At 58.5% G+C, this 15,165-nt stretch carries 15 protein-coding genes; 11 read left to right on the top strand and 4 right to left on the bottom strand.

What is annotated here, in order from left to right; translation table 11 throughout:
• Window positions 1-92: 92 nt before the first annotated feature.
• Window positions 93-1,370: a permease gene (locus tag GOW04_RS00390; protein ID WP_171231209.1), complete on the top strand. Its 1,278-nt coding sequence runs from the start codon at window positions 93-95 to the stop codon at window positions 1,368-1,370.
• A gap of 11 nt (window positions 1,371-1,381) precedes the next feature.
• Here the strand turns inward: GOW04_RS00390 and GOW04_RS00395 are convergent, their stop codons facing one another.
• Window positions 1,382-2,071 (bottom strand): nitroreductase family protein, encoded by a 690-nt coding sequence (locus tag GOW04_RS00395; RefSeq protein ID WP_171231210.1) that lies wholly within the window; start codon window positions 2,069-2,071, stop codon window positions 1,382-1,384.
• Window positions 2,072-2,097: 26 nt separating this feature from the next.
• Entirely contained in the window at window positions 2,098-2,991 is an 894-nt protein-coding gene (locus tag GOW04_RS00400) for a LysR family transcriptional regulator ArgP (protein ID WP_171231211.1), read from the bottom strand.
• 87 nt (window positions 2,992-3,078) lie between these two features.
• Here GOW04_RS00400 and GOW04_RS00405 point away from each other — a divergent pair, with 87 nt between their 5' ends.
• The 7 genes from GOW04_RS00405 to GOW04_RS00435 all read left to right on the top strand — a co-directional run bounded on the left by GOW04_RS00405 (window position 3,079) and on the right by GOW04_RS00435 (window position 9,564).
• Window positions 3,079-3,678 (top strand): LysE/ArgO family amino acid transporter, encoded by a 600-nt coding sequence (locus tag GOW04_RS00405; protein ID WP_171231212.1) that lies wholly within the window; start codon window positions 3,079-3,081, stop codon window positions 3,676-3,678.
• A gap of 40 nt (window positions 3,679-3,718) precedes the next feature.
• A complete protein-coding gene (locus GOW04_RS00410) occupies window positions 3,719-4,627 on the top strand; it encodes a DMT family transporter (RefSeq protein WP_171116467.1) in 909 nt (302 codons plus the stop codon).
• 87 nt (window positions 4,628-4,714) lie between these two features.
• Entirely contained in the window at window positions 4,715-5,287 is a 573-nt protein-coding gene (gene betI / locus GOW04_RS00415; protein WP_171231213.1) for a transcriptional regulator BetI, read from the top strand.
• Window positions 5,284-6,792, top strand: a complete 1,509-nt coding sequence (gene betC / locus GOW04_RS00420; RefSeq protein WP_171231214.1) for a choline-sulfatase — start codon at window positions 5,284-5,286, stop codon at window positions 6,790-6,792. Before betI ends, betC begins: the two co-directional genes overlap by 4 nt.
• Window positions 6,793-6,862: 70 nt before the next feature.
• On the top strand, window positions 6,863-8,521 hold the full coding sequence (betA, locus tag GOW04_RS00425; protein WP_171231215.1) for a choline dehydrogenase: 1,659 nt from the start codon (window positions 6,863-6,865) through the stop codon (window positions 8,519-8,521).
• A 55-nt stretch (window positions 8,522-8,576) separates the two neighbouring features.
• Entirely contained in the window at window positions 8,577-9,224 is a 648-nt protein-coding gene (locus GOW04_RS00430; protein ID WP_171231216.1) for a thermonuclease family protein, read from the top strand.
• A 100-nt stretch (window positions 9,225-9,324) separates the two neighbouring features.
• On the top strand, window positions 9,325-9,564 hold the full coding sequence (locus GOW04_RS00435) for a YdcH family protein (protein ID WP_152458727.1): 240 nt from the start codon (window positions 9,325-9,327) through the stop codon (window positions 9,562-9,564).
• A gap of 75 nt (window positions 9,565-9,639) precedes the next feature.
• Here GOW04_RS00435 and GOW04_RS00440 read toward each other — a convergent pair whose 3' ends face one another.
• Window positions 9,640-11,040: a short-chain fatty acyl-CoA regulator family protein gene (locus GOW04_RS00440; RefSeq protein ID WP_171231217.1), complete on the bottom strand. Its 1,401-nt coding sequence runs from the start codon at window positions 11,038-11,040 to the stop codon at window positions 9,640-9,642.
• A gap of 63 nt (window positions 11,041-11,103) precedes the next feature.
• Entirely contained in the window at window positions 11,104-12,309 is a 1,206-nt protein-coding gene (locus tag GOW04_RS00445) for a multidrug effflux MFS transporter (protein WP_171231218.1), read from the bottom strand.
• 183 nt (window positions 12,310-12,492) lie between these two features.
• On the opposite strand from GOW04_RS00445, the gene GOW04_RS00450 reads away from it, so the two are divergent.
• The 3 genes from GOW04_RS00450 (at window position 12,493) to GOW04_RS00460 (ending at window position 15,106) form a co-directional block, all read left to right on the top strand.
• Window positions 12,493-14,025 (top strand): acyl-CoA carboxylase subunit beta, encoded by a 1,533-nt coding sequence (locus GOW04_RS00450; RefSeq protein ID WP_171231219.1) that lies wholly within the window; start codon window positions 12,493-12,495, stop codon window positions 14,023-14,025.
• Window positions 14,026-14,133: 108 nt separating this feature from the next.
• The gene (locus GOW04_RS00455) at window positions 14,134-14,619 is read left to right on the top strand and encodes a DUF6497 family protein (RefSeq protein ID WP_171114817.1); all 486 of its coding nucleotides are present in this window, start codon (window positions 14,134-14,136) and stop codon (window positions 14,617-14,619) included.
• A gap of 133 nt (window positions 14,620-14,752) precedes the next feature.
• Window positions 14,753-15,106: a hypothetical protein gene (locus GOW04_RS00460; RefSeq protein ID WP_152458722.1), complete on the top strand. Its 354-nt coding sequence runs from the start codon at window positions 14,753-14,755 to the stop codon at window positions 15,104-15,106.
• Window positions 15,107-15,165: the final 59 nt, after the last annotated feature.

Here is a 15,165-nt window from a genome sequence, read left to right on the forward strand (position 1 = left end):
GACAGTTTCGAAGAGTTGTTGGCTGAACCCTTCGAAACGCATAGGCTGGAAAAACCCGGAATTTCCGAGACAACGCCACCGAAAGATCCACGATGGATGCGACTGCTGAAAAAGCCAAGCGAAACGTGCCGGTTCTTGCTGGGCAGAGTATCGTGTCTCAGGTTGCGTGGACTCTGGGCAGCCCATCGGTGGTTTTGCCGTTTCTGGCCGTGTCATTCGAACTGCCGATGTTCGTGGCGGGCGCGCTGGTTTCGGTGCGAATGATTGGCAGCATGATTTCCGATTTCTTTCTGGCGCAATCCGTCGCGGCGAAATCGCAAAAGAAACGCGCAATCGCTCTGACCGAAGCGATCATCGGATCCTGTCTGGTCCTGGCAATGGTGGCCGCCGCGACCGGGGTCGTTCCGTTGATCGCAGTGGTTTTCGTGGCGGTCTTTTTCGTGATCGGTCTTGTGGACGAGGTGCAGAACCTGATGTTCACCGATCTGCTGGGCGATCAAGTCCACTCGCGTTCGCGCATGGTCCTGCATTACCTGCAACTTGGAGGCGGAGGCCTGTGTGCCATCGGTCTTGCCATGCTGGTGCATCAGATCACCAAGGAAAACCCACCTTTTTCGCGCCACTCAACCATGATCGGTGTATCGGTTGCGTTTTTCATGCTGTCAGGGCTTTTGATGCTGGCCATGACAGAGAATGCCCGCTCGGCGGAGCCGGCAAACAAGACCGGACCCAAAGCAAAGCTGTCGTTCAAGGCCAATGCACAGGGTATTATTGGCATGTTCGAATACTCGTGGTTTCGTCGTTACATGGTCATGCGAATGTTGTTGGTGGCTGTTTCGCTCTCTGTCCCATTCTTTGCGCTGATCGCAGCCGAGGCGCATCACAGCTCGGCCAGGGGACTGACCGCGATGATTGTTTCATCTGCTTCAGGCTATCTTGTGTCCGGGCCTTTGTGGCAGGTCGTGAACATGAAGTCTCATCGTGCCGTCATGGTGGTCGGGACACTGATGGTGGCCGCAACCGGCGGTGTTCTTCTGGCATTTCACTACTTGGGTATCGATCACGATGTGCATCTGCACGCGATCGCGCTGTTTGTCGTCACCGTTGCGGTGACCGGGATCAGCAGCGCGCGCAAGCTCTATTTCCTGGACGTCGCGCCCAAGGAACAGCGCGTTCAGGGATCGGCGGCGATCAAGTCTTTTACTCGATTGTTGGCGGTACTGCTTTCGGCGGCCCTGGCCGCAGTCGCCCACATGCACGAAGTTGCATTGGCCGTCGGGTTCATAGTCGCGGCCAGCCTGGTGGCCTGCGTGACATGCTACCTGACAATGTCGCCGGACCGAAAGGACGCCTCTGGCACACAGGGCTGATGCGTCTCCGCTCAGAAAAAGGAAGAAATCTCGTCCAGGGGCTTTTTCAGCTTTGCAACGGAGGGCACGGTCGCGGTTTCCGAGGGGTGTCCAACTGCGATGACCATTGTTGGTTTCTCTGAAGCGGGCCGACCCAGCGCATCGGTCAGAAACCGCATCGGATTCGGGGTATGTGTCAACGTGCTGAGACCGGCGTGATGCAATGCCGCCAGCAGAAAGCCGGTGGCAATGTTCACACTTTCCGGCACGTAGTAATTCTTGTACCGCGTCCCGTCTTCGAATTGCCCCCAGCGTTGGGCGAAGACCACGATCAGCCACGGGGCGACGGTCAGATGTTCCTTGACCGCGTTTGTCCCGATGGGTTCCAGAGCCTTGATCCATTCATCGCCCGCCCCTCCCGCGTAAAAGCGACGCTCTTCTTCTTCGGCTTCCTCGCGGATGCGCAGTTTCAGCATGGGGTCCGAGACGGCAGCAAAATGCCAGGGCTGGTGGTTTGCACCTGACGGGGCCGTTCCCGCGGTGCGCAGGCAGGTTTCGATCACATCACGAGCCACCGGGCGCGTAGAGAAATCCCGAACGGTATGACGCCGCCGCATCTTTTCAAAGAAAGCCACAGCCGCGTCCTGCATGTCCGCATCACTGATCTCGCATCGGTCGGGCAGGGGAATGGGGTCATAACTGAGGGTGTCGCGCGAGAACATTGGTTCCTCCAATCGAATGAGTCGGACTATTTGACTTGTGACGGTAGCAAAACCCGTTGCGCAGCATGCTGGACCGCTTGTGTAAGGGGTTTGAGCGCCGGGGCAAGAACCCGCCCGACCTGCCAGCTGAGCGCGATGTCCAGTGGCGCATCGGGAACGATCGGGCTCAGCAGTCCGCGCGCCATGGCGTCTTGCACAAGGGCTGCGGGGTTCATGCCCCAGCCAATCCCGGCGACTGCGGCATCAACGAACCCTTGCGAAGATGGCAGGAAGTGGAAAGGCGGTGACAGATGTTTGCCGGTGTGATGTGCGATCCACGCTTTTTGCAGACCGTCCTTCCTGTTGAAGACAAGGCAAGGCGCTTTGCTGAGGGTTTCCTCGGTCACGCCGTTCTTGAACCAGGTTTTGACAAATTTCGGGCTGGCGGTGGGCAGATACCTCAACACGCCCAGCTCAATCGCGTCACAACCGCTTACGGTTTGTCCGCCGACGGTGACGGCGGCGCTGACCTCGCCGCGCCTCAGCCAGTCTGCCGAATGGTCCTGATCGTCGATCACAAGGTCGAACAGCATGTCGGGCACCTGCGCCATCGCGTCAATGAACCAGGTGGCCAGAATGTCGGCGGGTACCGCAACGCGAACCCGCGCGGACCCGGGTTCTTGTGCCAGAGTCAATTCCCGAGCCAGCTGCGCCTCCAGCAGACCGACATCTTCGGCGTAACGTGCGATGCGCTGCCCGGCTGGCGTTCCGGTGCAAGGGGTTCGCCGATGTATGAGCGAGGCGCCCACGCGATCCTCCAGCGCTTTTATCCGCTGGGATATCGCCGAAGGGGTTACAGCCAGTTCCGCCGCCGCCGCATCAAAGCTGCCATGGCGCAGAATGGCTGACAAAGCGGCCAATTGGTGAGGGTCCAGTAGCATTAGCAAAACTTAACTGAGGGCAGCATCTTTAATTTGATAGATCGTATCGCGGCCATTAGTCAACGCAATGGCAACGCAGGAGGTACCATGCCTACATCCGTGATCGCCGGTTTCGCGCTGGGTTTCAGCCTGATCCTCGCCATCGGGGCGCAGAACGCCTTTATTCTGAGGCAGGGCTTGCGGCGCGAGCATGTGTTTGTTCTGTGCCTGACCTGCGCGGTGTCTGATGCCATCCTGATCGGAGCAGGCGTGGCAGGTTTTGGCACCCTGGCACAGGCCGCACCCTGGTTCGAAACCGTGATGCGATACGGTGGGGCGGCATTCCTGATCTGGTATGGCCTGCGCAGTCTTAGGTCGTCCTGGCTGGGTGGCTCGGTGATGGAAATCGGCAATGGCAGGCGAACCAGCCTCAAGGCCGCGCTGCTGACGGTTTTCGCGTTCACCTGGCTGAACCCGCATGTATATCTGGATACGGTCGTGCTGATCGGTTCGATCTCGGCCCAATATGACGACCGGCTTGGTTTCGCCCTCGGCGCGATGACATCCAGCTTTGTATTCTTCTTTTCGCTTGGCTATGGGGCAAGCATCCTGTCGCCTGTTTTTGCGCGCCCCAGGGCGTGGCAGGTGCTGGACGCAGGGATTGGCGTGGTCATGTTGGGTATCGCGCTGAAACTTGTTACCATGTGAAGGGTTGTTCCCGGCCGGGTTTCGGTGTTCAACCTTGAACATGACTTCATCCACCGTATCGTCCCGCCCGCTTGCCGGCATGTTCTGGATGTTCGCCGCCGGCTTGTCCTTTGTTGTGATGACCGCGCTGGTGAAGTCGCTGGGCACATCGATGAATTCCATCCAGGCCGCCTTTCTGCGATATGTGCTGGGGTTGGTGTTTCTGTTGCCGGCCATGCGGTCGATCATGGCGACGCATCTGACCCCCCGCCTGCTGACGCTTTTCGGTCTGCGAGGCATCGTGCATGCGGTTGCGGTCATGCTCTGGTTCTTTGCGATGACACAGATCCCACTGGCCGAAGTTACAGCCATGAATTACATGACACCGGTTTACGTCACACTGGGGGCGGCCCTGTTTTTGGGCGAAAAGCTGGCCTTTCGCCGGATTGCTGCGATTCTGGTCGCTCTGATTGGCGTCCTGATCATCCTGCGGCCCGGGTTTCGCGAAGTGTCATCAGGCCATCTGGCCATGCTGGGAACGGCCCTGACCCTTGGGGGGTCGTATTTATTGGCCAAGATTCTGGTGCGTGACGTACCGCCCGCCGTCGTTGTGGCACATCTGTCGATCTGGGTGACCATTGCCTTGATACCCTTTGCGATCGCCGTTTGGACGCAGCCAAGCCTGCGGGATATCGGGGTTCTTTTTCTGGTGGCCAGCTTTGCGACCGCCGGGCACTATTTCATGACCCTGGCGCTTCAGGCGGCGCCAGTGGCCGTCACGCAGCCGGTGACGTTTCTTCAGCTGATATGGGCCACGATCCTGGGCGCTGCGGTTTTCCATGAAAGCGTTGACGTTTGGGTTGTCGCGGGCGGCACGCTGATCCTTGCCGCCGTGAGCTTTATCTCATGGCGCGAATTCGTGTTGAACCGCCGGGACTTGACGCCTCCGAGTATTGCGCCGAAGCTGTAACGACACCGCTTCCTGATTTTTCATTAATTGACGAGTCAATAAAAACCCCCTAGCGTGGTCCCGTGACGCCTGTTCAAGGGGAGAACGATGCCAAAAGTCGGAATGGAGCCAATCCGCCGGGATGCGATTGTTCGCGCGACAATCGCTGAGCTGGGCTTGAAGAAATCCCTTGATGTAACGGTCAGTCAGATTGCCAAACGTGCCGGCATGTCCAGCGCGCTGGCGCACCACTATTTCGGCGGCAAGGATCAGATCTTTCTGGCCGCCATGCGCCGGATCCTCTCGGACTTTGGCGAAGAAGCAAGGGGCGAGTTGAAAGCGGCTGCGGCGGACGAAAGGGCGCAGGCGATCGTCAGGGCGTGTTTTGCGCCTTCTTGTTTCACACCCGATGTGATCGCGGCCTGGATGACCTTCTACGTGCTGGCTCAGACCAATGATGACGCCCTGCGCCTGTGGCAGATCTATCAGGCCCGCATCAAATCCAATTTGACCCACGCCCTGCGGCACAAGTTGGCTGACCCGCAAGAGGCGGCCGAGAACATGGTTGCCCTGATTGACGGGCTGTACATCCGCGCCGCACTCAGCGCCCCTGAAGAACCGCAACTGGCCGTGAACCACGCGATGCGTGTGCTCAACACTCTGCTCGAGGCTGAAAAATGACAAAACCGAACATTCTGATCCTGATGGTGGATCAGCTCAACGGGACTCTCTTTCCAGACGGTCCCGCTGATTGGCTTCAAGCTCCGAACCTGAAGAAACTGGCGGAACGGTCAACCCGATTTGCCAACGCTTACACGGCGTCGCCCTTGTGCGCGCCCGGGCGGGCCAGCTTCATGTCCGGTCAATTGCCGTCGCGCACCGGCGTCTATGACAACGCGGCCGAGTTTCGCAGCGATATCCCCACATACGCGCATCACCTGCGCCGCGCGGGCTATTATACCTGCCTGTCGGGCAAGATGCATTTCGTCGGTCCCGATCAGCTGCACGGGTTCGAAGACCGCCTGACCACCGACATCTACCCGGCCGATTTCGGCTGGACCCCGGATTACCGCAAGCCGGGTGAACGCATCGACTGGTGGTATCACAACATGGGGTCCGTCACTGGCGCGGGCGTTGCCGAGATTTCCAACCAGATGGAATATGACGACGAGGTCGCCTATAACGCCAAGGCCAAGCTTTATGATCTGGCACGCGGCAAGGATGACCGCCCGTGGTGCGTGACCGTCAGCTTCACGCACCCCCATGACCCATATGTTGCCCGCCGCAAATACTGGGACCTTTACGAAGATTGCGCACATCTGCTGCCCGAAGTCGCCGATCTGGGTTATGACAATCAGGACCCCCACGCCAAGCGCATCTTCGATGCCAATGACTGGCGCAGTTTCGACATCACCCAAGAAGATATCCGCAAGTCGCGTCGCGCCTATTTCGCCAATATCTCCTATCTGGACGACAAGATCGGCGAAATCCTCGAAGTGCTGGAAACCACCCGGCAAGAGGCGATCATCCTGTTCGTTTCGGATCACGGCGACATGCTGGGTGAACGCGGGTTGTGGTTCAAGATGAACTTCTACGAAGGCTCGGCGCGTGTGCCGCTTATGATCGCCTCGCCTGATCTGCCCGCCGGCCGGATAGATGCTCCGGTATCGACAATAGACGTAACGCCGACCCTGGGGGCGTTGGCCGGCGTAGACATGGCCGAGATCGCCCCCTGGACCGATGGCGAAAACCTCGTGCCGTTGGCACTGGGCGAAGAACGAACCACACCGGTAACCATGGAATACGCGGCCGAGGCATCCTACGCGCCGCTGGTCTCGTTGCGATATGGCAAGTGGAAATACAACCGCTGTGCGCTGGACCCTGATCAGTTGTTTGATCTTGAGGCCGACCCGCACGAACTGAACAATCTGGCAGACAGCCCCGAACACGCAGGAACGCTGCAAACACTGCGTGCCAAATCCGAGGCCCGTTGGGATCTGGATCGGTTCGACGCCGAAGTCCGTGCCAGCCAGGCGCGGCGTTGGGTTGTGTACGAAGCGCTGCGGCAGGGCGGATACTACCCGTGGGATTATCAGCCGCTGCAAAAAGCGTCGGAACGCTACATGCGCAATCACATGGATCTGAACATCGTCGAGGAAAGCGCCCGGTTCCCGCGCGGCGAATAACCTCTTCATCTTTTCGAAAATACTCCCGCCGGAGGCATCCAACCTTCTCGGCGGGTCAGGAGTTGTGGAAATGGAAGCAGATTTTGTCATCGTCGGCGCAGGGTCCGCAGGCTGCGCAATGGCATATCGTCTGAGCGAGGCCGGGGCCTCGGTTCTGGTGATCGAACACGGCGGCACCGACATGGGGCCGTTCATTCAGATGCCGGCGGCGCTGAGCTATCCGATGAACATGTCGCGCTATGACTGGGGCTATCAGTCCGAGCCCGAGCCGCACCTGAACAACCGTCGCCTGGCCTGTCCGCGCGGCAAGGTGATCGGCGGGTCGTCCTCGATCAATGGCATGGTCTATGTTCGCGGCCACGCGCGCGATTTCGATACCTGGGCCGAGATGGGGGCTGACGGTTGGTCTTACGCGGATGTTTTGCCTTATTACAAACGGATGGAAACCTGGCACGACGGCGGCCATGGGGGCGATCCGGCATGGCGCGGCACTGACGGTCCGTTGCACGTGTCGCGCGGCCCGCGCGAGAACCCGTTGTTTCAGGCCTTTGTGGACGCCGGTCAGCAGGCCGGTTACGAAGTCACGGGCGACTACAACGGTGAAAAGCAGGAAGGCTTTGGCCCGATGGAACAGACCGTCTGGAAAGGGCGGCGCTGGTCTGCGGCGAATGCCTATCTGAAACCCGCGCTCAAGCGCGACAATTGCGATATCGTGCGCGGTCTTGCGTCTCGGGTTGTCATGGAAAACGGCCGCGCCACAGGGGTCGAACTGATCCGCGGCGGTAGGAAAGAGGTCATCAAGGCCCGGCGCGAAGTCGTTCTTGCTGCATCGTCGATCAATTCACCCAAACTGCTGATGTTGTCCGGTATCGGCCCAGCGGCGCATCTGGCCGAGCATGGGATCGACGTCGTGGCGGATCGCCCGGGGGTTGGTGCCAACCTGCAGGACCATCTGGAGCTTTATATCCAACAGGCGTCGCTGCAACCGATCACGCTCTACAAGCACTGGAACCTGTTCAGCAAGGGCCTGATCGGGGCGCAATGGCTGTTTACCAAAACGGGATTGGGCGCATCGAACCAGTTCGAAAGCGCGGCGTTCATCCGGTCGAAACCGGGCGTGGAATATCCCGACATTCAGTACCACTTCCTGCCGATTGCGGTGCGCTATGATGGGCAGGCCGCTGCCGAGGGGCACGGGTTCCAGGCGCATGTCGGCCCGATGCGGTCGCCGTCACGCGGGACGGTCACATTGCGCTCTGCCCTAGCCGCAGACGCGCCGGTGATCAAGTTCAACTACATGAGCCATGAAAAGGATTGGGAGGATTTCCGCACCTGTATCCGGCTGACCCGCGAAATCTTTGGGCAAGCCGCCTTCAAGCCCTTTGCGGGCAAGGAAATTCAGCCCGGTTCCGCTGTCCAAACGGATGAAGATCTGAACGCCTTTATCGCCGAGCATGCGGAAAGCGCCTATCACCCCTGCGGTACGTGCCGGATGGGGCGCGCGGATGACAAGAATGCGGTAGTCGACCCCCAAGGCCGTGTCATCGGCGTGGACGGGTTGCGCGTTGCGGACAGTTCAGTCTTTCCGCAGATCACCAACGGCAACCTGAATGCGCCGTCTATCATGGTGGGTGAAAAAGTGTCGGATTCGCTTTTGGGCAAAGATCCGTTGCCGAAGGCCAATGATCGTCCGTGGATTCACCCCAACTGGGCAACCGCTCAACGTTAACCTTTCCAAACGGCCCCCGGTTGAATGCGCGTGAAATACCGCGCATATCGGGGGCATGTTAAGGATTTGTTTAGCCTTTGTTCTTCTGCTTCCAGGTCTGACCCATGCCGCAGAGCAACTTGCAGGTCGGGTTCACGTAATCGATGCGGACACCTGGAATGTCGGTGGTGTTCGGGTGCGGCTGCACGGTATCGATGCGCCCGAACTGGATCAGACCTGTCAGGATTCCGACGGATCAAGCTGGCCATGCGGGGCGTGGGCCACTCATAAGGTTCGGGAACAGTTTCAGGGACGGATGACCACTTGTGTCCCGTTGGATCGGGATCGCTACGGTCGCATCGTTGCTCGGTGCAGCGTGGAGCGCGAAGACGTCGCCGCCCGGATTGTAGAGCAGGGCTTGGCCTTTGCGTACCGCAAATATTCGGACACGTATGCAGGTGCCGAACAGGTCGCGAGGATTGAAAACAGGGGATTGCACAAGACACAGATACAGGTGCCTTGGGTCCACAGGGCACGCAAGAAACCGAAATCCTCTGAAACATGCCTAATCAAAGGAAATGTTTCGTCAAAGGGCGAAAGGATCTTTCACGAACCGGGCCAGAGGTACTATGCCAAAACCCGGATCAGTGCAGCCAAGGGCGAGCGATGGTTCTGCTCTGCTGCCGAAGCACGTGCAGCGGGTTGGCGTGCTGCGCGACGCTGAATTCTGAATTTTTCCTGTATGAAATTGATCCGCGTCAAAGTGGGCGGCGCGTCACGCTTCTATCACTGATATGCAACGACATATGAAGGAGCGAACAGACATGTCCCACACCCCGCATGAACTGGCCGAAGAGTTTCCGGACAAGGTTGAACTGATGAGCCAGCTCAAGCAAACGGACGCGCATTTTGCCCGTCTGGCTGATGAGTATCACGAGGTCAATCGCGTTGTGCATCGGGCCGAAACCAACGTCGAACCCATGGAAGACCTGGCCGAAGTTGATTTGCGCAAGAAACGGGCAGCGCTGAAAGACGAAATCTGGGCGATTTTGTCCAAGGCCTGAACACCAGTGCCGGGGCACTCGCTGTCCCGGCCCGGGTCGCCCCCCCCCCCCCGGTTAATTTCTGGCCATACGAAATCAGGTGACTTCGTAGGGCAGGGTGCCGCGCGTATGGGTGTCGATGCTGAGACGGCGTTCCAGCGGCGGGACTGAACGCTGATGGCAGTTTTGCCGCTCGCAGATGCGGCAGGAAATGCCGATGGGCTCGTAAGCGCTGGCGTTGTTTATGTCGAGGTTATCGGCATAGACAAGCGCCGGGGCGTGGCGCACCTCGCACCCCAGCGCAATTGCGTACCGCCTGACCGGTGCGCCGAATGAACCACCTGATTTCGACACATCCCGAGCCAGCGAGATGTAACGCACACCATCCGGCGTTTCTGCCAGTTGCCGAAGGAAGTGTCCCGGCGTTTCAAAGGCCCGATGTACGTTCCAAAGGGGGCAGGCGCCACCGAACCGTGCAAATTGCAGACGCGTGGCCGAGTGCCGTTTCGTGATCGTTCCGGCCTGATCCACGCGGACAAAAAAGAACGGGATACCTTTTGCACCCGGGCGTTGCAGCGTCGACAGTCTATGCGCAACCTGCTCGATCGATGCGCCGAACCGGTTGCTGAGCAGCTCCAGATCGTGGCGCTCTTCCTGAGCAGCGGTCAGGAATGCGGAATAGGGCATCAAGGAAGCGCCGGCGAAATAATTGGCAAGGCCGATCTTGGCGATGGACCGCGCCTCTTCGCTTTGGAACTTGGCAAAATCCAGTGTCGCTTCCAGCAGTTTGTCCTGACTGATCAATGCGACCTGCAACAGCAGTTGAAACACTTGCGTTTGCGGGGTCGAGCGGGAGGAAAGGCGCAGGATTTTGCTTTCGGCGTCATAGGTGCGCAAAGGGGCGATGTCAGAGAACATCACCCGAATGCCACGCTCAGTCAGGCTGTTCAAAGCCGCCTGCCGGATACTGCCCGGGTTTTCGGCGCGATTGGCGAACAGCTCTGCCGCCCGGTCCACGGCGTCGATGTAGTTGTCGCAATAATGGAAGAAGTCCCGCACCTCTTCCCAGGGGCTGGCCTGCATTCGGGCGTCTTCTCGTCCCAGGGCTTCGTCCAGTGAGGCGAGGCGTTCATGCGTTTGCCGGTAGGTTTTGTGCAGCTCGATAAATGCGCGGGCCAATGCCGGGGCGTTTGATGCCGTCAGGCGTAAATCGGCAAGTGGCGGCAGAATATCCGCAAAAACCGGGTCGGCCAAAGCTTCGCGCATGTCCGACACCAGTCGCTCACTGTCGCCGGTGCTGAGCTCGGTGACATCCATGCCGAATTCTTGTGCCAGAGCCAACACAACCGTGGTCGAGATCGGCCGGTTGTTGTTCTCCATCTGGTTCAGGTATGGGAGTGAAACACCCAGTTTCGCAGCGAACTCGCGTTGTGTCAGGGCCAGTCGCGTGCGCATTTCACGCAGTTTCGCGCCAGCATAGAGCTTTTGGGTGGCCATGAGGTGCCTTTGCAAGTTTTCTGTTTTGGAAGATTAACTTTGCAAAGTTTTCGGAGCAAGTCGTTACAGCCCCAATTGATGCTCTCGCCGAATGACGGATCCAATTGCGAAAATCGCCAGAACTGCAGAGGTGAGCATCAGCCAGAGCAAGGGCATGGCGCCGGTTTCCCGGGTCAGTAGGGTGCCTGCCAACGCGCTCAGGCCCGCGCCGCCGCCCAGCATGATTGCGCCGCTCAGCCCTGAGGCAGTTGCGGCCAGATGCGGACGAACGGACAATGCGCCGGAGGTGGCATTGGGAATGGCCATGCCGTTTCCGACGCCCACAAAGGTCATCAAGCTGAAAAAGCTGAGTGCGGTGCCCAGACCTGTGAGGAACAAGGATGCCGAAAGCGCAACGCCCAAGGCGTTCAGCAGGCTGCCCCACAGCACCATCCGGTTGATGCCAATCTGTACGGAAAAGCGACCGCTCAGAAAGTTGCCAACAAAATAGCCCACTGCGGGGGCGCCGAAATATATGCCGACCTGTGCCGCGCTTAGTCCGAACAGCTCGGTTCCAATAAAGGGCGCGCCACCGAGATAGGCAAAGAATGTGCCCGAAGACAACGCGCAGGACAGTGAATAGCCCCAGAACCGTGGCGAGGTCAGAAGTTCAGGGTATTCCTTGAACTGCTGAACAAGGGTCTTGCCGCTTTTGGCTGACGTTTCGCCAAAATCCGCGAAGGTCAAGGCAAGCGTCAAGGCGCCCAGGGCGAAAGGCAGCCAGAAATTCGCTTTCCAGCCAAAGCTTTCCTCCAGCAAGCCGCCGATCGCCGGGCCGATCATCGGGACCACGGCCATACCCATTGTCACGTAACCGATCATCGATGCCGCCTGATCCTGATCGTACATATCCCTTACCGCGGCCCGGCTGAGAACCATGCCGACAACCACGACCGCCTGGCACATTCTGAACGCAAGAAAGATTTCAACGTTGGGCGCATAGATGCATCCAAGGGTGGCCAGCAGGAACAAGCCGATCCCCCACAGCAGAACAGGCCTGCGACCTGCTTTGTCTGCGAGCGGACCAATCAGGATTTGCAGAACGGCATTGACCAGAAGATACAGCGCGATCGACAGCTGCATGACCTTGTAATCGGCGCCAAAATACGCGGCCATGTTCGGCAGGCTCGGCAGAAACAGGTTCATGCTCAGCGCAGACAAGCCCGCGAGCAATACAAGTGTCGCCAATGTGGGTGGTGTGCGGCGAACCGCGCGAGAGCTGAACTGCATAGTTCACATGTATAGTCATGGAATTTTGGATTGCCAGCCATCCAGCGATCTCAACAAGAGACTTTGCAAGTTTACAGTTATCCAGATTGTTGTTGCTGGATATTTGCAAATTTGCCGAAAAGAGCTTTGGATGAGGGGCGCGAAAGGGTAGGGTCCCGGCAAATTTTACAGGGGAAAATCGTCATGAAAGACATCCTTTCCGAGTTGGAAAACCGCCGCAACGACGCACGACTGGGCGGCGGGCAGAGGCGGATTGATGCCCAGCATGCGCGCGGAAAGCTGACGGCGCGAGAGCGGATCGAGTTGCTGCTGGATGAGGGCAGCTTTGAAGAATTCGACATGTTCGTCAGTCATCGATGCACCGAATTCGGAATGGAAAATCAAAAACCTGCGGGTGATGGTGTTGTCACCGGCTGGGGCACCATCAACGGCCGCATGGTCTATGTGTTCAGCCAGGACTTTACGGTCTTTGGTGGGTCGCTGTCCGAGACGCATGCCCAGAAAATCTGCAAGATCATGGATATGGCGGTGCAAAACGGAGCACCGATTGTCGGTATCAACGACTCGGGCGGTGCGCGAATCCAGGAAGGCGTGGCTTCGCTGGCCGGGTATGCCGAAGTGTTTCAGCGCAACATAACGGCCTCGGGCGTGGTTCCGCAGATCAGCGTAATCATGGGCCCATGCGCCGGCGGAGCGGTTTACAGCCCCGCGATGACTGACTTCATTTTTATGGTCAAAGACACGTCTTACATGTTCGTGACGGGCCCCGATGTGGTCAAAACGGTCACCAACGAGGTTGTAACAGCCGAAGAACTGGGTGGCGCCTCGACCCACACCAAGAAATCCTCGGTCGCCGACGCCGCGTTCGAAAACGATGTGGAAGCATTGGCAGAAGTGCGCCGTCTGGTGGATTTCTTGCCGCTCAACAACCGCGAGAAACCTCCGGTGCGTCCGTTCTTTGATGACCCTCACCGGATCGAGGATTCGCTGGACACTCTGGTTCCGGACAATCCAAACACGCCCTACGACATGAAGGAACTCATCACCAAAATAGCCGATGAAGGCGATTTCTACGAAATTCAGGAAGATTTCGCCAAGAACATCATCACCGGCTTTATTCGGCTGGAAGGTCAGACCGTTGGTGTCGTGGCGAACCAACCGATGGTTTTGGCGGGATGTTTGGATATCGACAGTTCACGCAAGGCGGCGCGGTTCGTGCGGTTCTGCGACTGTTTCGAAATTCCGATCCTGACGCTTGTCGATGTTCCGGGCTTTCTGCCGGGCACACAGCAGGAATATAGCGGCGTGATCAAGCACGGCGCAAAGCTGCTTTATGCATATGGCGAGGCGACCGTACCCAAGGTCACGGTGATCACGCGCAAGGCGTATGGCGGTGCCTATGTGGTTATGGCGTCCAAACATCTGCGCGGCGATTTCAACTATGCCTGGCCGACAGCCGAAATCGCGGTGATGGGTGCCAAGGGTGCAACCGAGATTATTCATCGGGCAGATCTGCATGATGCGGAAAAGACCTCACAGCATGTCGCCGATTACGAAGATCGGTTTGCAAACCCCTTTGTCGCGGCCGAACGCGGTTTCGTCGACGAGGTGATCATGCCGCATTCGACCCGCCGGCGCGTGTCCAGGGCCTTTGCCAGTTTGCGCGGCAAACAGCTGAAGAACCCTTGGAAAAAGCACGACAATATTCCGCTTTGACCCATTCGGGGCGGCGTTGTCCGCCCCGGTTGTTGGCACTGGCAGTCCGATTTTTAGCGAAAATGCTCAAAATTGCGGCGGAATTGACAAAAAGTGACAAATAGTTGAATGATCCGACCCGTCAGACATAGAACCGCGCAGGCCAAAAGCACTGCGCGCGCGATCCCGGAAGGAGGAGCCTGCCTTCGGTGGGTCCGGGATCGTGCCATATGTCTGGTGCTGTGTGCGCTCGGCGTTCCTGTTTTTGCCCAGACAGACAGTTCATTGCCGGTGCCGTCCGGTCAGCCGGTGCATCTGAGCGATGTCCTGCTGGACAACAACCCCGGTGAGCTTTGGGTGCGCTTTCGATTTGTCGCCCCGAAGATCGGAGCGTCAGTGGGACGGATCGGCTATGACGTGGCGTCCAAGGATATGGAGCATCTGTGCCAGGTTCTAGCCGTTCCTTATGTGGCTCTGCACGAATTGCAGCCATCCAGAGTTGTCATTTCCCTGTCTGATCGCCCGGTGGAATTTGGCGACACCGCTCCGGACGCGACACAGTATTTTGAAGCCTACCGGCTGGAGCAGTCCCGGTGTATCTGGGAAGGGCTTTGACCATGAACTTACGCTGTCATGACGTCAAAGCTTCTCAGACCAACGGTGCGGCTTTGGAGGTGCGCAACATGATCCCATCCAAGTTCGGGTTCGAACTATTTTTGTCTGCAAAACAAAGCTGTGGAGTGTCGCCATGCTGAAACATCGCGGGTTTCCGGGGCGTCTTTCAGGCACCGATTTTCAGTTCACTATTCGCCGCGCCAATCCCAAGGGTGTGACGCCGCTGACACGGCGGGAACGGTTCCGGGATCGCAAACCAGCGGACAAACGCGCCGATGCCGCCTTCATGGAGGCCCTTTGGGCGCATTTCGGCGATCAGCCGTTCGAGCGGGGCAATCTGGATGCCGGACGTCTCAGCTGGCTTTTCGGGCGCGAAGTCATCCCGGCGGAAGATCCTTTTGATCCGGCCAGCTATGACGCAATGCTGGTAATCGATGTGGACGCCGCCCGTGCGTCCTTTCCCGACGTAATCGACGGGACAGGCTAATCGTGATCCAAGCCGCCGCATATCAGCCCTTCAAGACCGGTTCCGGGATGACCCTGCCC

It is taken from the genome of Ruegeria sp. HKCCA4812, from assembly GCF_013034245.1.
Taxonomy (GTDB): Bacteria; Pseudomonadota; Alphaproteobacteria; order Rhodobacterales; family Rhodobacteraceae; genus Ruegeria.